The following is an 18,969-nucleotide window of genomic DNA, read 5'->3' as shown; positions in this document are numbered from 1 at the left end:
AGCTACTTGCCTTGAAAAGCCGGCATGCGTTTTTCCAAAAAGGCTGCCACGCCTTCCTGATAATCTGCTGTGCGACCAGCCTCGCCTTGCAGCTGGGCTTCCAGCTCAAGCTGGGCATCTAAGGAGTTTACAAAAGACTGATTGAGTGCGCGTTTGATTAAGCCCAGTGCCTGCGTAGGCAGGGCAGCCAACCGACGGGCCAGTTGCATGGCTTCTTCCATCAGTTTATCGGGTGGGCAGACCTGGTAAATCATTCCTAGTGCATAGGCTTCAGCAGCAGACACTTTGTCGGCTAGCATCATGCATGCAGTGGCCCGGGCCAAGCCCACCAGTCGGGGAAGCATAAAGGTGCCGCCGCTGTCAGGAATGAGACCAATGCGCGCAAATGCCTGTATAAACGTCGCATTTTCAGCAGCTACGACAAAGTCGCAGGCCAGTGCGATGTTGGCACCAGCGCCGGCCGCAGTGCCATTGACGGCAGCTACGAAAGGCTTTTCGGTATGGCGAATGAGGCGGATCATAGGGTTGTACTGCGTGCGCACGATTTCGCCCAAGTCTGGAGCTGCTGCGCCTTTATGGGGAAGCACAGCCTGCAGGTCCTGTCCAGCACAAAAAGCTCGCCCAGCGCCGGTGAGCACTATAGCCCGCACGGAGGCCTCCTCGGCTGCTTGCTGCAATGCCTGAAGCGTTTCCTCGGCCATGGGTCGATGAAAACTGTTCAGGACCTCAGGCCGGTTGAGGGTCAAAATAGCTACGCCCGTGTCGAAATCGAGGTTGATAAAGCGGTAGGCCATGGCAGTTTAGTCTTGAAAGCGGTTCCAAAGTTAAGTTACCAAGAAGCAAGGAAAACGGAAAGCCTATCTGGATACTTTTGGGAAGGGTTACCTTGAAGAAGAAGACGAGTTGTGCTATTATAGAAGCGCTTCCAGCTTTGGGGTGTAGGCTAGAAAGGTTCACTTGGAAGCACTTTGGGAGAGCGTATTGGGCATGGGTGCAAAGCAACTGAATTGGAAGCGTGTGGCCTATTGGGTGTTGGCCTCTCGCCGGATGGATGCGCTGGAGGAGGAGCGGCTGATGCCGGAACGTCGCGTGCGGTATCAATTTTCGGCGCGAGGTCATGAGCTGTCTCAGGTGATCTTGGGGATGCTTCTAACCCATCCCAAAGATGGCGTGAGCACGTATTACCGTGCGCGCCCGCTTTTGCTCGCGTTAGGCGTTTCTTTGGAAGAGGCGTTGGCTGCAGCACTGGCAAAGGCAGGTGGCTACAGCGATGGTCGAGACGTGGGTGTTATTGGTAACCTGCCCGGAAGACAGGGACCTACCGTGCTGCCAATGGCTGGGGACGTAGGGGCGCAGTTTACGCCAGCGGTGGGTTGGGCGCAGGCCATTAGGTACCGAGCGGAAGTGCTAGGAGAGGAGGTCTATCAGGGTGCGATTGCCGTGGCCCATGGTGGTGAAGGGGCTGTGGCTACAGGGGGCTTTTGGTCAGCTCTGACGATTGCCACCACGCTGCGCTTGCCTGTGCTTTTTTACATTGAGGATAACGGCTATGCCATTTCGGTGCCGGGTGTGCTGCAGACGCCTGGGGGTAACATTGCTCAGAATCTGGCCGCGTTTACGAACCTTCAGGTGCTCGATGGAGAGGGAACGCAGCCACAAGAGACTGCGCGTCTGCTGCATGAGGCGGTAGCCTACGTGCGTGCTGGCCATGGACCGGCGCTGCTGCGTCTAACGGTGCCGCGGCTTTCAGGGCATTCGGGGCAAGACAATCAGGCTTACAAGTCGCAAGAAGTACTTGCTGCCGAGGTTGCCCGAGATCCCTTGCCGGCGCTGCGCAGGTTTATGGTACCGGCATACCTGACTTTGGAAGCATGGGAGGCGCTTGTAGCGCAGGTGCAGCAGGATGTTGATGCGGCCCTTGAAGCTGCCCTAGGCCGGCCAGAGCCTGATGCATCGCAAATTACGCGCTACGTGTTTGCTGAAAGGGATAAAGAAGGTGCGCTTGAAGTGCAACAGGCCGGAGGCATAGCTCCAGAAGGGCTGCACCTGCCTACGGGCACCGATCGACCGCAGCCTACAGCGCCGCGCCTGACGATGGTTGAAGCCATTCGGCGCACACTTGCCTATGAGCTGCGCCTGAATCCTCGACTGGTGGTTTTGGGAGAGGATGTGGGTCAAAAAGGCGGGGTGCACACCGCTACATTGGGACTGCAGGAAGAATTTGGCCCAGCCCGTGTGTTTGACACCAGCCTTTCGGAAGAAGGCATCGTTGGAAGGGCTGTAGGCATGGCGCTGGCTGGCCTAATGCCGGTAGCCGAAATCCAGTTTCGGAAATACGCAGATCCGGCCACCGAGCAGCTCAGCAACTGTGGGACGATCCGCTGGCGTACAGCTAACCGCTTTGCGGCGCCTATGGTGGTGCGCATGCCCGGTGGATTTGCAAAAGTAGGGGATCCTTGGCACAGCGTTTCCGATGAAGTGCGATGGGTGCATGCCATCGGCTGGCAGGTAGCCTATCCCTCCAATGCCGAGGATGCGGTGGGTTTGCTCCGAGCCGCAATGCGCTCGCCTAATCCTACGATTTTTTTTGAGCACCGACTACTGCTGGACGATTCAAGAGCGCGTCGGCCTTATCCTGGCGACAACTTTGTGCTGCCTTTCGGAAAAGCACGTATTGTGCGCACAGGCAAAGCCCTTACGGTGGTAACCTGGGGAGCTATGGTTTACCGCTGCGAGCAAGCTTGCCAGCTGGCCGAAGTAGATGCAGAAATCGTGGACCTGCGCACGCTCAAGCCCTGGGATCAGACAACGGTGGTGGCCTCAGTGCAGCAAACGGGTCGATGCCTCATCGTGCATGAAGATACGCTGACGGCTGGTTTTGGCGCTGAAGTCAGCGCCGTGCTGGCAAGCAAGGCGTTCACCTACCTGGACGCGCCTATCGAACGCCTAGCGGTTCCAGACATCCCTATTCCCTACAATCCAGGTTTGATGGAGGCGGCGCTTCCCCAGGTGGAGCGTATCGCGGACGCTATGCATGGGCTTTTAACTTTTTAACGATCAAAAAACCAACATGCTACGCGACGAATGTTTCTTGGTGCTGGGCGGTGCCGGTCTGGTAGGTTCTCAGATCGTTCGCGAAGTTGCTCGGCAGCTTCAGCCCAGAAAAATCGTGGTCTCGAGTCTGTATGAGGTCGAAGTTGCGGAATTTCTAGCTGAAGTGCGTCAGGAGTTTCCTCACATCGATTTTGTGGGCACTTGGGGCGACGTGTTTGTGCGGGAGGCCTTTCGTGAAGTTGCTCGGGAGGAGTTGCTCAAGGATTCGAAATGTCGCGAGGCGCTCTACGAAGACTTGTTTGGTGATTTTCAGGCTGCTTACGAGCGATCGGTGCTCGTGGGCCTGATTCGTACCTATCGCCCGGACGTGATTGTGGACTGTATCAACACGGCTACAGCGCTCAGCTATCAAGACGTAGAGCGCATCAGTCTAAAGACCCATGAGGCGCTCCGGCAGCTAGATGAAAGTCCCGATGATCCCATACTCCGGGAGCAGCTTGTCCAGGATGTAGGCATGCTGTTGATTTCCCAAGCTACGCTGCAGCTCATTCGACATGTTCGCCTGTTACACCAGGCAATGTGTGAAGTGGGCACTCGGCTGTACATCAAGGTGGGTACGACAGGTACAGGGGGCATGGGCCTAAATATTCCCTATACGCACAGCGAAGACCGGCCAAGTGTGCAGCTCATGGCCAAGACGGCCATGGCTTTCGCCCATACGGGATTGCTGTTTCTTATGGCGCGCACGCCAGGTGGACCGTTGGTTAAGGAAGTAAAGCCGGCCGCCATGATCGGTTACCGTCGGGTTGCATTGCAACCGGTACGCCACCGCGGTAAGCCGAGGTTTGTTTATGAAGGGCGCGTCGTGTCCTTGCACGACCGCTTGGCGCTCCGAGAAGACCCATGCCGATATCACCAAAAAGGTGAGCTTATGATGGCTGGCGTGGATACCGGAGAGAACGGCTTTTTTGCTCGGGGGGAGTTTGAAACCATCACGCATATCGGCCAGATGGAGTTTCTCACGCCCGAAGAAGTGGCCGAGCAGGTCGTGCTAGAGATTAAAGGCAGCAACACGGGACACGACATCATTGCAGGTATCGACAGTAACGTCATGGTGCCCAGCTATCGGGCTGGCGTCTTGCGCCACACGGCCTTGCGCCGATTGCGTCAGCTCGAAAAAGAATCAGGTACGCATAGTGTAGCCTTGGGTCAACTGGGCCCCCCTGAACTTTCTAAGTTGCTCTACGAGGCCTACCTGCTTCAGTTGACCTACAAGACGCTGAGGGCCGTTTGTCAGGCATCATCCGAGGAAATAGCCCAGGTGGTGTATCGCTATCTCGGAGATCATCCGGATTTGTGTAACCAGATCATTTCTATCGGTGTGCCGGTTTTGGCTCCAGACGGCCAGCAGCTCATTCGTGGGCCGTTTATTAACATTCCAGAGAGCATCTACGATACGGTGGAGGTTACGCCAGAAGCCATCGACCGCTGGGCACGTAAGGGCTGGGTCGATCTGCGTCCTGTCAATATGCAGCGGTGGCAGGAGCGTTTTGCGCGCATGATGGCCGCTAAGCCCTTTTTGCACACGCAGGGCACGGCTTCGATCACGCGTACGACCTATTTGCATGACACAATTGAGATCGGCGAAGTTGTGGCTTGGATCTTTGCTAACGAAGAAGGGGGGTATCGCATTAAGTAGCGGCTAGCTTTCTAGCAGGCCTTAAAGTACTCAAAAGGCTGCTGGCAGGCTTCGCAGAAAAAGAGAGCTTTGCAAGCTGTGGAGCCGAAGGCGCTGGTCTGGCGTGTTTGTGTAGCACCGCAAAAAGGACAAGGAATAGCAGAAAGCGTGTGCTTGCTGAGAAAAGGGAGCGGTATGAAATCAGGTGCTTCCTCGTGGTGTGGTGCAGGGGGCGCGATGCCGTAGGCACGGAGCTTTTCACGGGCCTTCTCGGTCATCCAGTCGGTAGTCCAGGGCTCCTGAAACACTTTGCGTACGATGACTTGCTGGAATCCTTGCTCCTGGAGTAGGCGCACGATCGCTTCTTCGATTGCCTGCAGGGCTGGGCAGCCGCTGTACGTTGGGGTAATATCCACCTGCACCCTGTTGTTTTCCAGGTGCACGTTGCGCACGATGCCCAGTTCTACGATGTTCAAGACCGGAATCTCAGGGTCCTGAACTGCTTCAAGCACGTTGAGCACTTCGGCTGCTGTCATATTACCACTTGGCATCTGGATAAGCTCGGGGAAGAAACTGCATTTCAGCGAGCAGATGCCCTAGGTGCTCGGTGTGATGGCCTCGGCGCCCACCAGTAGCCATGTAAGGAGGGGGGTCTGGGATGTTGAGGGTAGCTTCCTGAAGCGCTGTTTCAACCACTGCTTTCCATTGCGGGTAGAGGGTCGCCATGTCGGGGGCAATGTGGACTGTGATGAGCGCCTGCAGTGTGCCGTCGACTTCAAAGAGCTCTCCGGTATACATCCACAAGGTGTCTAAAGCGCGCTGCAGGCGGCAGTGGCTTTCTTCAGTGCCTTCACCTAGGCATTGTATCCATGTACGGCTGTGGCGCAGGTGATAGGTCAGTTCTTTGTGGGCTTTGGCCGCTATGCCGGCCAGCGGCTGAAGACGGCTCGCACGCAGGGCACCGTAGAGCAAGTGGGCATAGGCAGAAAACAAAAACTGTCGCGCGATGGTGAAGGCAAAGTCTCCCCGGGGTAGCTCAACCAGTTGCACATTGCAAAACGCCAAGGCATCGCGGCGAAAGGCCAGGTCATCGGCTGTGCGGCCAGCGCCTTCGATCTCGCCGGCCAGCGTGAGCAGCGCTTCGGCATGCCCCAGATAGTCCAGTGCCAGGTTAGCCAGCGCAATATCCTCTTCGAGGTATGGACCGTGGCCGCACCACTCCGACAGCCGGTGCCCTAAAATGAGCGCATCATCCCCCAGGCGCAACAGGTAGGTAAAGAGTGCCTCCCGCAGGGTATCGTCTAAAGCGGGCGTTTCCATGAGGCCTAGACGTTTTGCGTACCGTGTGGCACTTTGTAAAACAAGGGGTGCCGGTAGGGTTTGTCGTCGGCCGGATCAAAGAACGGTCCCACGTCTTCGGGCCTAGTAGCGTGAATGGCATCGGTGGGCACGACCCAAAGGCTTACAACGGGTCCACGCCGGGCATACACATCGCGGGCATGCTCAAGTGCCATTGCAGCATTTGCAGCGCGGATGCTGCCGGCATGCTCGTGGGGCGCTCCGCTACGAGGCTGCACAAATACTTCCCAGAGCCTGAGTCCGTTGGTCTCTTCAGGCATGGCTTACCGTGGTTGTTTGCCGGGTAGCATATTTGCGGGCATAGGCCTGAGCAGCTGCGCGGACCCAGGCGCCCTCTGCATAAGCGGCTCGACGCGCCTCGAGCCGTTCACGGTTGCAAGGGCCGTAGCCGCGGATAACGCGCCAAAATTCATCCCAGTCGATAGGTCCGATGCACCAGTTGCCTGTCGCCTCATCGTAGCGCAGCTGTGGATCAGGCAGTGTCATGCCCAAGGCCAGCACTTGAGGAACCGTGATGTTGATAAAGTGCTGGCGCAGCTCATCGTTGGTTTTACGCTTTATCTTCCAGCGCAGGAGTTCAGCGCTATTGGGCGATTGGTCGTCGGGTGGACCAAACATCATCAGCGTGGGCCACCACCAGCGGTTGATGGCGTCCTGAAGCATTTGTCGCTGCGCTGGCGTACCCTGGGCCAGCGTGACGCAAATCTCGTAGCCTTGGCGTTTGTGAAAGGCCTCTTCTTTACAAATGCGGATCATGGCACGGGCATAGGGGCCGTAGGACGATTTGGCTAGCATCGTCTGATTGACAATGGCCGCACCATCCACGAACCAACCGATCACCCCTACATCGGCCCAGGTGAGCGTAGGGTAGTTAAAAACGTTAGAATATTTGGCCTTACCTGCAAGAAGGTCTTGGATGAGGGCTTCTCGATCTGCGCCCAAGGTTTCTACAGCACTGTACAAGTAAAGGCCATGGCCAGCTTCGTCCTGCACTTTGGCCAGCAGCGCCATCTTGCGACGCAACGTTGGCGCTCGCGTGATCCAGTTGCCTTCGGGGAGCATGCCCACGATTTCGGAGTGCGCGTGCTGTGATATCATGCGGATGAGCTGCTGGCGGTAGCGCTCGGGCATCCAGTCGCGCGGTTCAATTTTTTCTCCCGCAGCAATGCGTGCCTCAAAGGCGTGCAGGTGTTGATCCATCATGAAACCGCTTCCGAATAGGTGAAAAATCCTAGCGCTTTGCGCGATCTTTTGACTGAGGGTTCCGCCTGTTAAGATTAGGCGAAGATACGTTGCCAAAAGTATGAACCGGTTGAGGCTCGAGGGGTTCCAATGCTGAAATAAATCCGGATGCGTTGCGGGGCCCAACGTGGTCGTGCTACCTTAATAGAGTGCTTGAGATAACAGGTTACCGCGGATGGCCACAGCACGGGAGGACAAAGTGGCTGGTCAGACGCCGCTAATGCGGCAATACTACAAAATTAAAGCCCGCTATCCGAATGCCATTTTGCTGTTTCGGATGGGGGATTTCTATGAGACCTTTGAGGAGGATGCGCAGATTGTCAGCCGCGTACTGGGCATTACGCTAACCAAGCGAGCCAATGGCCAGGCGGCTGATGTGCCGCTGGCGGGTTTCCCGTATCATGCACTAGATAACTACCTGCCTAAGCTGGTCCGGGCGGGCTACCGGGTGGCTATCTGTGAGCAGCTCGAGGATCCCAAGTTGGCGCGCAAGGTGGTTAAGCGCGATGTGGTTGAGGTTGTTACCCCGGGGGTATCCCTTCACGAGCATCTGCTGGATCCTAAGCGGTCGAACTATCTGGCAGCGGTTGTCTGGGGTACGGAGCGACATGAGCGGGATCAGGTAGGTTTTGCTTTTTTGGATGCTTCAACAGGCGAGTTTTCGGTAACCGAGGTCCCGGTGCAACGCCTGGAGGAGCTCCTGCAGACGATTAGTCCAGCCGAAGTACTTGTTGATAAGCGTCAGCGTGAACGCCTGCAGGGGGTCAAGGGAGTTGCGTTTGTGCTCACGCCGCTTGAGGATTGGGTGTTTAGTTTTGAGTATGCCTACGAAGTGCTGCTGCGCCATTTTAAAACGCACTCGCTCAAAGGCTTTGGGGTTGACGATTTGCGTTTGGGGTTGCGTGCAGCAGGTGCAGCATTGCACTACCTGAACGAAACGCAACAAGGCCGGTTGCCGCATGTACGTCGCCTGACGCGTTACGCTAGTGAAGAGTTCATGGTGCTCGATCCGCAGACGAAGCGCAACCTGGAGTTGGTCGCTTCGCTGCAGGATGGCCGTCAGGAGGGATCACTGGTGCAAATCCTCGATGAGACGCTCACCCCGATGGGGGGGCGTCTTTTGCGGCGTTGGCTACTGCGGCCGTTGAAAAACGTTCGTCAGATCGAGAAACGCCTTGATGCTGTCGAAGCGCTTGTGCGAGACCGTCGGCTTCGGGAACGGCTGCGTGAAGAACTGCGCCAGGTAGGCGACCTGGAGCGGCTGGCAGCGCGCGTCTGTACTGGTCGGGCTACCCCACGTGACTTGATGCACCTGCGCCTTACACTTGAGCAAATTCCTCCAATCAAGCAAGCTTTGGCCGATGTTGCCTGCGATACGCTACGTCGTTTGGCCGAGCAACTCACGCTGTGTGCGCAGGTGACTGAGCGTATTCGGCAGGCCCTTGTCGATGATCCACCGGCTACCCTTAGTGAGGGAGGTGTGATTCGCGATGGTTTTTGTCCAGAGCTCGACGAATTACGTGAAATTGCCCGCTCTGGGAAAGACTTTGTCGCACGGCTACAGCAAAAGGAAATTGAACGTACGGGTATTCCCTCGCTCAAGGTGGGCTTTAACAAGGTGTTTGGCTACTACATTGAGGTCACCAACACCCATCGCCACAAAATCCCAGCGCACTACATCCGTAAGCAAACGCTCGTTAATGCCGAGCGCTACATTACGCCCGAGCTTAAAGAGTACGAAGAAAAAATTCTTTCGGCCGAAGAGAAGATAGTCAGCTTGGAGGGGGAATTGTTTAACCGGTTGCGGCTTGAGGTAGCCGAGGCTACGGCCGAGTTGCAGCTAAATGCTTCGCTGCTGGCGATGCTGGACGTATTTTGCAGCCTAGCCGAAGTGGCCGACCGTTACGGCTACAGACGTCCTGAACTCCACGAAGGTACCGAGTTGCTCATTGAAGAAGGGCGTCATCCGGTTGTCGAGCGGACGCTGCCTCCTGGTGAGCCGTTCATCCCGAACGACATCTACCTGGATACCACCTCGCAGCAAATTCTCATCATCACAGGTCCCAACATGGCGGGCAAAAGCGTGGTGCTGCGTCAAACAGGCCTAATTGTACTTTTGGCGCAAATTGGCTCGTTCGTCCCGGCCCGGCGCGCCCGCATTGGCATTGTTGACCGCATTTTTACCCGCGTGGGCGCTTCGGATAATCTGGCTGCGGGAGAAAGCACGTTTCTTGTGGAGATGAACGAAACGGCAAACATTCTCAACAATGCTACACCCCGCTCGCTAATTTTGCTCGACGAAGTGGGACGGGGGACGTCGACCTTTGATGGGTTATCGATTGCTTGGGCTTTGGTGGAGTATCTGCACGAGACACCTTCGGTGGCAGCCCGCACGCTGTTTGCCACGCACTATCATGAGCTGAACGAGCTTGCCGAGCGTTTGCCGCGCGTGAAAAACTACCGTGTACAAGTGGAAGAGCACGAGGGGAAGGTGATCTTTCTGCATAAGCTTGTGCCAGGAGGAGCCGACCATTCCTATGGCATCGAGGTCGCACGTATGGCTGGGCTCCCAGAGCCGGTGGTTCTGCGTGCTCGTGAAATCTTGCAGCACTTAGAGGCCCAGCACCTAATGGTTGAAGCGCCTGTTGGCGATGAACAATCGGTGCGTGCAGTGCCTGTGCCGCGCCGCACACGCATTCCAGCCGAACCAGGCATCTGGCAGCTGTCGCTGTTTGCAACGACACCCCCTGATCCCGTGACAGAAGCGCTTAAAGAGCGCCTGCGCCGCATCGATCCCAACCGCCTTACGCCGATTGAAGCCTTGCTTTTAGTGGATGAACTTAAGCGCTTGGTTATGCAACATGATTCGTGATTTTTTAGGTGCGTATCCGCGTTTTGACGCAACCAATTTTATTGCACCGAATGCTGTTATCATTGGCGATGTGACGCTAGAGCCGTATGCCAGCATCTGGTTTGGTGCTGTGGTGCGGGCAGACGTAAACTGGATCCGCATCGGTGAAGCTACAAACATTCAAGACGGCGCCATCATCCATGTAACCCGTGGTACAGCCCCTACGCAAATTGGCCCACGCGTTACCGTAGGTCATGGGGCTGTGCTTCATGGCTGCACTATAGAAGAGAACGTACTGATTGGCATTGGGGCTGTGGTGCTCGATGGCGCGGTGATCGGGCGCGATAGCCTGATTGGAGCGCGGGCGCTTGTGCCCCCGGGCATGCAGGTACCGCCTCGGTCGTTGGTGCTGGGCGTTCCAGGCCGGGTGGTACGCACGCTGCGCGACGATGAGGTGGCGAGCATCGCCCGCTATGCTCAAAACTATTTGGAGTACAGTGCTATCTATCGAGGCGAGGTGCGGCCTGAGCACAACCCGTTTTACACCCCTTTGGAAACTCCTCCAGATCGATTCCGTTAGGGCAGACCGCAACAGGGATCACCGGTTAGGAAGCACGTATGCGTATTTTAATTTTAGGTAGTGGTGGACGTGAACATGCACTTGCCTGGGCCTTGTCCCAAAGTCCACAGCAGCCAGAACTGTTCATCGCACCGGGGAATCCGGGAACGGCCCAGTTAGGAACGAACGTACCAATTGCAGCTACGGATGCGGCCAATTTGCGTAAATTGGTTCGGGAGCAGCATATCGACCTGGTGGTTGTCGGTCCTGAGCAGCCATTGGTCGAAGGGATGGCTGAGGCCTTGCGTGCCGAAGGCGTGAGTGTGCTCGGCCCTTCGGCAGCTGCAGCCCGCTTGGAAGGCAGTAAAGCCTTTGCTAAAGCCTTCATGCGGCGGCATGGCATTCCAACGGCCCTCTATCGGACGTTTAGTGCCGCGCAGCTCGATGAAGCGCTGACGTACGTTGCAGCCCATCCAGAACCGTTGGTGGTCAAGGCCAGTGGTCTGGCAGCTGGAAAGGGGGCCGTCGTGTGCGCCACGCGCGAAGAAGCCCAACGTGTGCTTCGCTGGATGCTCGAGGAAGGCGGCTTGGGCAAAGCAGGCAGCGAGGTGGTGGTAGAAGCCTTTATGGAAGGGGAAGAGGCCAGTGTGTTTGCACTTACCGATGGTCGCGACTACGTGCTTTTGGCTCCGGCACAGGACCACAAACGCATCGGCGAAGGGGATACGGGTCCGAATACAGGAGGTATGGGCGCTTATGCCCCTGCCCCCATCGTGGATGAGACCGTGCTGAAACGGGTAGCCCAGGAGATTATTGAGCCAGTGCTCGCCGGCATGGAAGCGGAAGGTCATCCTTACCAAGGCGTGCTCTATTGCGGGCTTATGATTACCGCCGAAGGACCTAAAGTGGTAGAGTTCAACTGCCGTCTGGGCGATCCGGAAGCGCAGGTCGTGTTGCCCGTGGCTGAAGTGGACTGGGTTGAGCTGTTCGAACGGACAGCTTCAGGTCGGCTGCACGGTTTTACGATGCCGCCCGTCCGTAGAGCTGCAGCCTGCGTGGTTTTAGCCTCCGCGGGGTATCCCGGAACGTACACTACGGGACATCCTATCGAGGGCCTCGAGGCGGCCGAAGCATTGCCCAATGTCCTCGTGTTTCATGCAGGCACGCGCAGAACGGAAACAGGACAGCTGGTGACGCAAGGCGGTCGTGTGCTGGGCGTAACGGCTATAGGGGCTACGCTGGCCGAGGCACTGCAACGCGCTTATGCCGCTGCCGAACAGATTCACTTCGAAGGTCGATATTTACGACGTGACATTGGCCAGAAAGGTCTGCTGCGCCTGGCTCTACTGGATGCTTAGCTTCTTAGGCACGTCCCTTGGACCGAGGGTGGCAAAAACCAACGTGCCAGACTCGCTCCAATGGGAATCCCTAGCTAGCTTTGTGCAGGCGCAGGCGCTTGCTGTAGATCCGCAGGGCCGCCTCTACGTTGCCGATGCCGGACGTCACGTGGTCGTACGCCTTTCGCCCGAAGGGCAAATCGAAGCCATCATAGGTGGGCCCGGCAGTGCACCAGGACAGTTCGATACGCCTGTGGCCCTGTACGTTGGGGCTGGATTAAGGCTCTGGGTGGCTGAAGCAGGAAACCACCGCTTGCAACGGCTAACCTGGCAAGGCACGCCCCTTGAGGTTATCCCTTTACCCGAGGGCGTCATGCCTACAGGAGTTTGTGCCCAAGGAAGGCAAGTATGGGTGCTGGATGCCCAAGGGGCTGCCTTGTGGCAACGCCTATCCGATGGCCGCTGGCAAAAAATGGCACAGGGGATGCATCAGCCTATCGCCCTAGCTCCAGGCAGTGGCGGCCGACTGTTTGTGGCCGATGCCGGTCAAAATAAGGTGCTGGCTTACGATGCCTTAGGTGTAGTGGAGCGCCTCTGGATTGAAACTCTTCCAGCTAAACCCCAAGCCCTAACTGCTCTTGGGGATACGCTATGGATGGTGCTCGACCACCGGCTATACCGTCACGTGCCGACCATGGGACTCGAAATATGGGGCACAGCAATGCCCCATGTGGTGGGCCTTGCTGTACATCAGGGGATCGTGTACGTGCTTACCCCCACACGTTTGTATCAGGGGCGTCAGTTTAAAACTCCAGGACGCAGGTAAGCCGTTGTGCTAAGGATCTCAGCCGTAATTTTATACTTGCGTTTAGGCGTTAGTAGTCCGGCTCGTCGCAGCGCACGCATGCGGTCTTTTAAGCTGCGCAGCTGAGCTTGCAACAGTCGAAGGTTTTCTTGAATCTGACGTTCGGCCGCCTTCAGCGCCAGCTCTCCTATATCCGGCTTCATAGACCCAAAATGAACCAATGGTGGAGCAAATGCCCGCCTTCTCTTCAAAACAAGATGTATGCCGGAAAAGAAAGGCTTTGCGGTTTCTTGATGTGAGGTGCTTACGTTTACGATATTCTGCGTAGTCATCCGGAGCCTGACACTTTCCCAAAACCTTAGTGGAGGAGAAGGCTACTACATCAAAAGGAATCTTTGGAATCCAAAGCGAGACGTTGTGTGGCGTGCGGGTGTATTGGTCGGGCTCCTTGGTTTATTGTGGGCCGCCGTAGCGCAGGGGCAACCTTTCCCGCCGGTTGGCCTCTGGCAAGACACGCTTGCTGTAGGTACCACACGGGTTTTTGTGTTGCGCCCGTTTATGCTGATGCCTACGGTGCGCGTTTGGCTAGACGGCGCAGCACTCGACAGCACAGCCTATCACCTTGATGCCGTACAAGGAGTGCTTGTCTTGGCCGATAGCGTGCAAGGCCAGCAGCTTGTCGTAAGCTACCGTACACTGCCGTTTCGCTTGAATCCTGTTTACCAACGTTATGAAGCCTTACCCTTTGTGCCCGCTGCAGTGGTTCACTCAGAGCAAAAAGCGCCTGCAGCCGCCAAAGCACCGGTAAGCCCACCAGAGACATCGCTCAACGTTGAGGGACGGATCACGCGTGGCGTGGTTACTGGAAATCGGCAGGACGTAACCATTGCTTCGGCGCTGCAACTTGCTTTGCGGGGCGAAGTAACCGATGGACTCACGCTAGAGGCATTGCTGAGCGATGCCGACGTGCCGCTTAGTCCTGAAGGGACTACACAGCGGCTGCGAGCGTTCGACCAAATCTACGTGCGACTTCAAAACCAGCATGGGCAACTGCAGCTGGGGGACTACCAGCTGCAGCTGGGAGAAACCACGTTGATGGCAGTGCGGCGTAAGCTGCAAGGGGCCATGCTGGAGGTCCACCTTCCTGGCCAGGGACTGCTACAGGGCATGACCCTACGGACCTCAGGCGCTGTGGCCCGGGGTACGTACCGGCGACAGGTCATTGTGCCTATCGAAGGCGTCCAAGGGCCCTATCGATTAACAGGTGCTGTAGGCGAGCCGTTTATTTTGGTGGTGCCGGGCTCAGAAACGGTATATCTCGATGGCCAACCGCTCGTGCGGGGGACCGACTACCTAATCGATTATGCTACCGGCACATTGACCTTTACTGCACGGCGGCTGATAACGGCAGAACGACGCATCAGCGTGGAGTTTGAGTACACGACGGGGAACAGTGCGCGTACCTTTTTAACTACCCAAGCGCATCTTGCATTGGGCGCAGGCCGACAGGTGGGCTTTCTGGAAGCAACGTTCTTGCAAGAGGGTGATGGCCGCGCTTTCGGCAAAACCTTTGGCTTGACCGCCGCCGACACGCTGGCCCTCCGCCTTGCTGGAGACGGATTGGCTACGCGGCCTGGTGCCGAACCGGTTCCATTTGACCCCGAAGCTCCTTACGTCTTGTATACCCGCGAGGTACGCCAGCTTGCCGATGGTTCGATGGATACCGTCTATGTAGCGCTTCAGGCAGCACCACCGCCAGGCGAAACCGTCTACCGCGTCACGTTTAGCTGGGTGGGCGCAGGCAAGGGGCGTTACGTGCGGGTTGGACAGACCCTCAACGGCATGGTCTATAGCTATCGCGGTCCGGGCTTAGGCGATTACGAACCTGTACGGCTTCTCCCAACGCCAATGCGCCAACAAATGATCGGACTGCGGGCAGGCTTAAAGCCTTTGCCAAGGCTGGCGTTCGAGGGAGAATGGGCTCGCTCTCGTTACGACGCTAACCGCCTCTCTTTACGTGATGCTGCTCGCAGCGTTGCTGATGCCTATCGCTTTCGGGTCCAGCTCGACACGCTGCATGTGCCTTTAGGAAACGTGACAATGGCTTGGCAGCGGCAGTATCTTGGAGCGCGCTTTGCCACGTTTAGCCGCGTGCAGCCAGTTGAGTTTGCTCGTCGCTGGAATGTTGCTCTTCGAGATGAGGCAGAAAGCAGTGGCGTTTTTCTGCAACCCACGACGCAAATAGTCGACGAAGGACAACTGGTGCTGCACATAAACGATAAAAACCAGCTTGCCTTCGAGTTAGGAAGGCTAAGCCAGCAGGGTACGTTTCGTGGAACCCGACAGGCGATGGGGCTTCAGCTCGGTCTAGCGGACCTAGCGCAGCTTCGCTACCAGATAGAGCATATCCAGAGCAGGGATTGGGTAAGGGCGGAGATCGGCCGATGGGTTCGGCAGGAAGGGCACTTGGCCGTGCCCCTTGGGGAGGGGTGGACGCCCTACATGGAGGTCTTGCACGAGGACCGCCGCCAAAGGCTTCAAGGGAGCGACACTTTAAGGGTAGGCTCTATCGCTTACGTAGCCTTGCAACCCGGCCTTTCTTGGCAGCGCCCGCAACTTGAGGCAAACGTGGGCCTAGGATGGCGCTGGGAACAAGACGTTTGGGAAGGGACGCGACAGGCTGCAGGACAGGCATGGACCCTTGAAGGACGGCTGCAATATACGCCAGGGCCGCAATTTCGGACAGCGGTCGAACTAGGCTATCGGCACCGTCAGACCCCCCCACGTTTTGCAGCTCGCTATCCTTTAACAGAGACGATCGCATTGCACTGGGATGGCTTTTTCCAAAGTCCTCGGCAGTTTGCCCGGTTAACCTGGCGCTATGCGGTGCGCAGCGAGCGCACGCCGGTTTTGCAAGAAGTGTACGTGCGTACGGGTCCAGAATTCGGCCAGTATATATGGATAGATTTTAACGGCGACGGGCTACCGCAGGTGGATGAATTCGTGCCGGAGACGCTACCGGACGAAGGCGTTTATGAGCGCGTCTTGATCCCTTCAGATACGTTCATGGCAGCGACGGCGCTTGAGACCAGGGTGCGACTAGAGCTGATGCCTGGCCGCCAATGGGCAACGTTGCGGCCGCTCACGCTGGTCACAACGCTAGAGCTTCATGATCGCAGCCAAGACGTTGCAGCCAAACGCTTTTCTCTTCTGGATCCATCGCGTACCCTTGAGGGGCGCTTACGCCTAGCGCAAGAGGTGTACCTATGGCGCCTGCATCCAGATTATGGTGCCGAGCTGTCCATCGCTGGCCTGCGCACCCTAGCCCGACGGGCCATTGGATTAGAAAAGCAGCACCGGCTTGATGGCCGTATAGGCGTGCGCTATCGGGTTTTGGCCCCCTGGCAGCTTAGTTTTACGGCCGAAGTGCAACGTGACCGTCAGATGAGCGAAGGGCTAAGCAGCCGCACCTATCGCCTGATGCAAAGGCGCCTTCGGCTTGAGGCGACCTACACCCTGGAGGCGCAACGCCAGCTGTCAGGGGCTGTGGCGCTTAGCCAGGGCACTGAGCATGAGGCAAGGCTGGTGGTGTGGATGCTGCGCATGCCGCTAACGGCCGAACTGTCTCAAGCCAGACAAGGGCGTCTCCTGTTGCGCTTGGAGCCAGCCCATGTATGGGCCAACGGCCCCCCAAGTGGACTGGCACGGTATCTACTGACCGACGGTTTGGCCGATGGTTGGAACCTCATTGCCGGCGTTGATGGGCAGCGTGCGCTGCCTGGTAATCTACAGCTTACGTTAAGCTACCATGCACGAGCAAGCGCAGCTGCAGGATTTCGTCATACGCTACGTTTGGAGCTCAGCGCGATTTTTTAGCTTTACTCCAGCGTGAAGGCCACATAGCTGCCCCCAGAGGGCTCGCCCCACTTGCCTCCCCCGGCTGCTATAACCACATACGGCTTTCCCCCAAGCTCGTAAACAGCTGGGGTGGCATAGCCTGCTGCTGGCAGCACAGCTTCCCAGAGCAGTTGACCCGTGTATTTGTCGAAAGCCCGAATTTTTCGGTCGCACGTAGCTGCAATGAACACTAGGCCACCTGCGGTAACGACAGGACCGCCATAGTTCTCGCAGCCCGTGTGGCGCAGCCCTTGGGCAGCTAGGGCCGGGACTTCTCCTAAAGGAACTTGCCAGACGATTTCTCCACGGTCGAGGTCAATAGCTGTCAGCGTTCCCCAAGGAGGAGTAATCGCCGGATAGCCTTCAGGATCCAGAAATTTGTTGTAGCCGTCGTGCTTATAAGGCACGCGGGCCAGCAGCGTCGAGTCGGGGGGTGCATCGAGCGCGCGGTCGCGGCCTGTGAGCAGAAATTCGGCTACAGCCTCGAGCGAGGCTTGACCCAGGTAAGCAAAGCCAGGCATACGACCGCTGCCACTGCGTAAAAAGGCTGCAAGAGAGGCGACTGTATAGCGCTGGGCGAGCTGCATCTGTTCCAGTGAAGGAAATTCGGGCGGATTCCCTCGAAAATCCTCCCGATGACAGCTGGCGCAGAATTGTCGGTAGATATTGCGACCGCTCCAGCGCGCTTCACCTCGTGGAACAAGACGTATGATCCAGGCCATCTCGTTGGCATTAACGTAGAGGTAGCCGGTCTCGGGGTCAAAGGCCGCGCCACCCCACTCGCCTCCGCCATCCAAGCCTGGAAAAACCACGGTGCCTTCGAAGCTGGGTGGGGTAAAGGGGTGACCATAGCGTAGGTGCTGCAGTTGCGCCCGAACAGCTTGGTAGGCCTCTGGCGTGCGGCGTGTAAGTAGCGAGTCATGAAAATGCGTGCGTACAAAAGGAGGCGGCTTACGGGGGATGGGTTGCGTAGCTGCCAGGCGCTCACCAGGCACATCTGAGGAGGGGATGGGGTGCTCGTCAATTGGGAAAAGCGGCTTTCCGGTTTCCCGTTCAAAGACAAAAACGTAGCCGTGTTTGGTAATCTGGGCTACCGCATCAATCAGGCGCCTGCCCCGTCGAACAGTAACCAACGTAGGGGGTGCCGGAAGGTCGCGATCCCAAACGTCATGGCGTACGACTTGAAAGTGCCATAAGCGGCGACCTGTGGCAGCATCTAAGGCCAGCAGTGTATTGGCAAACAGGTTGTCTCCCTGTCGGTTGCCCCCGTAAAAGTCATAAGCCGCCGAGCCGGTAGGAGCAAAAACGATCCCGCGCGTCGTGTCGAGGCTCAGACCGCTCCAGGCATTAGCCCCACCGACGTAGGTCCAAGCATCCGAGGGCCAGCTTTCGTAGCCGAATTCCCCAGGATGCGGAATGGTGTGGAAACGCCAGCGCAAGGCGCCAGTGCGCACGTCGAAAGCCCGAATGTCGCCCGGGGCAGCTGGCAAGTCTTCCCCGACGGTGCTTCCAAGAATGAGCAAATCGCGGTAGACCACACCCGGACTGGTTGCTGTGATCGACAAACTTTGGGGGTCGCGACCTAAGCCCTGGCGCAAATCAACCCGACCGCTGTCGCCAAACGAAACAATGGGGCGACCGCTGCGCGCGTCCAAAGCGTAGAGCCAATGCTGCACTACTACAAAAAGCCGCCGGTCGCGCCCTGTTGCATCTTGCCAGTAAGCCAGCCCGCGGTTGCGCAGCTTGCCTGTAGGCGCTTGGCCATTATGCGGGTCAAATTGCCAGCGAAGGGTACCCGTGGCCGCATCCAGAGCAATGACACGCAGCCGTGGCGTGGTCGCGTACAACACCCCATCGATGACAATGGGGTTACACTGCATTTCTGAGCCCGGGAAAGCGTCGCCTGTTTCATAGACCCAGGCCACGCGAAGACGGTGCACGTTTTCCCGGTTGATTTGCTCTAGCGCTGAGTAGTGCAGGAAATCAGGACTACCGCCGTAGGCCGTCCAGCCACGATAGCCCGTTTCAGGCACCCGGCGCGCGTGGGTCTGACAACCGGCAAGGAGAAGCGCCCCAACGATCCAGCAGCAATGCGCGCCCAGCCTCCAGGTCATGTGATGCACCAGCTTTCTAGAAGGTCGGTTGTGGAATAAAACGGCCTAAAGATAAGGTCTTTGCCGCCTACGT

The 18,969-nt window shown here is 57.3% G+C and carries 14 protein-coding genes; 7 read left to right on the top strand and 7 right to left on the bottom strand.

The genetic code is table 11. The annotated features are described in order from the left end of the window. Window positions 1-2: 2 nt before the first annotated feature. Complete coding sequence (locus tag J8E65_RS06770) at window positions 3-794, bottom strand: enoyl-CoA hydratase-related protein (protein ID WP_210374875.1); 792 nt, start codon at window positions 792-794, stop codon at window positions 3-5. Window positions 795-987: 193 nt separating this feature from the next. Between J8E65_RS06770 and J8E65_RS06765 the strand changes: the two genes are divergently transcribed. Together J8E65_RS06765 and J8E65_RS06760 are read left to right on the top strand one after the other, a co-directional pair. Then, the gene (locus J8E65_RS06765; RefSeq protein WP_210374874.1) at window positions 988-3,054 is read left to right on the top strand and encodes an alpha-ketoacid dehydrogenase subunit alpha/beta; all 2,067 of its coding nucleotides are present in this window, start codon (window positions 988-990) and stop codon (window positions 3,052-3,054) included. Window positions 3,055-3,070: 16 nt separating this feature from the next. Then, complete coding sequence (locus J8E65_RS06760) at window positions 3,071-4,753, top strand: Rossmann-fold NAD(P)-binding domain-containing protein (protein ID WP_210374873.1); 1,683 nt, start codon at window positions 3,071-3,073, stop codon at window positions 4,751-4,753. A gap of 11 nt (window positions 4,754-4,764) precedes the next feature. On the opposite strand, the gene paaD is transcribed toward J8E65_RS06760, so the two are convergent. The 4 genes from paaD to paaA are packed head-to-tail and all read right to left on the bottom strand — an operon-like array spanning window position 4,765 to window position 7,294. Beyond that, complete coding sequence (paaD, locus tag J8E65_RS06755) at window positions 4,765-5,268, bottom strand: 1,2-phenylacetyl-CoA epoxidase subunit PaaD (protein WP_210374872.1); 504 nt, start codon at window positions 5,266-5,268, stop codon at window positions 4,765-4,767. 1 nt (window position 5,269) lies between these two features. Then, window positions 5,270-6,052: a 1,2-phenylacetyl-CoA epoxidase subunit PaaC gene (gene paaC / locus J8E65_RS06750; RefSeq protein WP_210374871.1), complete on the bottom strand. Its 783-nt coding sequence runs from the start codon at window positions 6,050-6,052 to the stop codon at window positions 5,270-5,272. 5 nt (window positions 6,053-6,057) lie between these two features. After that, entirely contained in the window at window positions 6,058-6,351 is a 294-nt protein-coding gene (paaB, locus tag J8E65_RS06745; protein ID WP_210374870.1) for a 1,2-phenylacetyl-CoA epoxidase subunit PaaB, read from the bottom strand. Beyond that, the gene (gene paaA / locus J8E65_RS06740) at window positions 6,344-7,294 is read right to left on the bottom strand and encodes a 1,2-phenylacetyl-CoA epoxidase subunit PaaA (RefSeq protein WP_210374869.1); all 951 of its coding nucleotides are present in this window, start codon (window positions 7,292-7,294) and stop codon (window positions 6,344-6,346) included. The genes paaB and paaA overlap by 8 nt, the downstream gene beginning before the upstream one ends. A 214-nt stretch (window positions 7,295-7,508) precedes the next feature. Here paaA and mutS point away from each other — a divergent pair, with 214 nt between their 5' ends. The 4 genes from mutS to J8E65_RS06720 are packed head-to-tail and all read left to right on the top strand — an operon-like array spanning window position 7,509 to window position 12,906. Continuing rightward, window positions 7,509-10,205 carry a DNA mismatch repair protein MutS gene (gene mutS / locus J8E65_RS06735; protein ID WP_210374868.1) on the top strand — a complete coding sequence of 899 codons (2,697 nt, stop codon included), beginning with the start codon at window positions 7,509-7,511 and terminating at the stop codon, window positions 10,203-10,205. After that, window positions 10,195-10,764, top strand: coding sequence for a gamma carbonic anhydrase family protein (locus J8E65_RS06730; RefSeq protein ID WP_210374867.1), 570 nt, complete (start codon window positions 10,195-10,197; stop codon window positions 10,762-10,764). The genes mutS and J8E65_RS06730 overlap by 11 nt, the downstream gene beginning before the upstream one ends. A 38-nt stretch (window positions 10,765-10,802) precedes the next feature. After that, on the top strand, window positions 10,803-12,101 hold the full coding sequence (gene purD, locus J8E65_RS06725) for a phosphoribosylamine--glycine ligase (protein WP_210374866.1): 1,299 nt from the start codon (window positions 10,803-10,805) through the stop codon (window positions 12,099-12,101). A 43-nt stretch (window positions 12,102-12,144) separates the two neighbouring features. Next, window positions 12,145-12,906, top strand: coding sequence for an NHL repeat-containing protein (locus J8E65_RS06720; RefSeq protein WP_237181720.1), 762 nt, complete (start codon window positions 12,145-12,147; stop codon window positions 12,904-12,906). Here the strand turns inward: J8E65_RS06720 and J8E65_RS06715 are convergent. Then, on the bottom strand, window positions 12,879-13,088 hold the full coding sequence (locus J8E65_RS06715) for a hypothetical protein (protein WP_210374864.1): 210 nt from the start codon (window positions 13,086-13,088) through the stop codon (window positions 12,879-12,881). The genes J8E65_RS06720 and J8E65_RS06715 overlap by 28 nt on opposite strands. A 214-nt stretch (window positions 13,089-13,302) precedes the next feature. Between J8E65_RS06715 and J8E65_RS06710 the strand changes: the two genes are divergently transcribed. Next, window positions 13,303-16,761: a hypothetical protein gene (locus tag J8E65_RS06710; protein WP_210374863.1), complete on the top strand. Its 3,459-nt coding sequence runs from the start codon at window positions 13,303-13,305 to the stop codon at window positions 16,759-16,761. A 2-nt stretch (window positions 16,762-16,763) separates the two neighbouring features. Here the strand turns inward: J8E65_RS06710 and J8E65_RS06705 are convergent, their stop codons facing one another. Further along, window positions 16,764-18,896, bottom strand: a complete 2,133-nt coding sequence (locus J8E65_RS06705; RefSeq protein WP_210374862.1) for an outer membrane protein assembly factor BamB family protein — start codon at window positions 18,894-18,896, stop codon at window positions 16,764-16,766. Between the last annotated feature and the right edge of the window lie 73 nt (window positions 18,897-18,969).

Source organism: Rhodothermus bifroesti, from assembly GCF_017908595.1.
Taxonomy (GTDB): domain Bacteria; phylum Bacteroidota; class Rhodothermia; order Rhodothermales; family Rhodothermaceae; genus Rhodothermus; species Rhodothermus bifroesti.
Note: the sequence above shows the minus strand (reverse complement) of the source record. Positions and strands in the feature narration are given on the sequence as shown.

Excerpts from the sequence above, each read along its gene's own strand:
- mutS (WP_210374868.1), top strand. The coding sequence starts at position 7,509 with ATGGCCACAGCACGGGAGGACAAAGTGGCTGGTCAGACGCCGCTAATG.
- paaC (WP_210374871.1), bottom strand. The coding sequence starts at position 6,052 with ATGGAAACGCCCGCTTTAGACGATACCCTGCGGGAGGCACTCTTTACC.
- J8E65_RS06705 (WP_210374862.1), bottom strand. The coding sequence starts at position 18,896 with ATGACCTGGAGGCTGGGCGCGCATTGCTGCTGGATCGTTGGGGCGCTT.
- J8E65_RS06770 (WP_210374875.1), bottom strand. The coding sequence starts at position 794 with ATGGCCTACCGCTTTATCAACCTCGATTTCGACACGGGCGTAGCTATT.
- J8E65_RS06765 (WP_210374874.1), top strand. The coding sequence starts at position 988 with ATGGGTGCAAAGCAACTGAATTGGAAGCGTGTGGCCTATTGGGTGTTG.
- J8E65_RS06715 (WP_210374864.1), bottom strand. The coding sequence starts at position 13,088 with ATGAAGCCGGATATAGGAGAGCTGGCGCTGAAGGCGGCCGAACGTCAG.
- purD (WP_210374866.1), top strand. The coding sequence starts at position 10,803 with ATGCGTATTTTAATTTTAGGTAGTGGTGGACGTGAACATGCACTTGCC.
- J8E65_RS06760 (WP_210374873.1), top strand. The coding sequence starts at position 3,071 with ATGCTACGCGACGAATGTTTCTTGGTGCTGGGCGGTGCCGGTCTGGTA.
- paaB (WP_210374870.1), bottom strand. The coding sequence starts at position 6,351 with ATGCCTGAAGAGACCAACGGACTCAGGCTCTGGGAAGTATTTGTGCAG.
- paaA (WP_210374869.1), bottom strand. The coding sequence starts at position 7,294 with ATGATGGATCAACACCTGCACGCCTTTGAGGCACGCATTGCTGCGGGA.
- paaD (WP_210374872.1), bottom strand. The coding sequence starts at position 5,268 with ATGACAGCAGCCGAAGTGCTCAACGTGCTTGAAGCAGTTCAGGACCCT.
- J8E65_RS06730 (WP_210374867.1), top strand. The coding sequence starts at position 10,195 with ATGATTCGTGATTTTTTAGGTGCGTATCCGCGTTTTGACGCAACCAAT.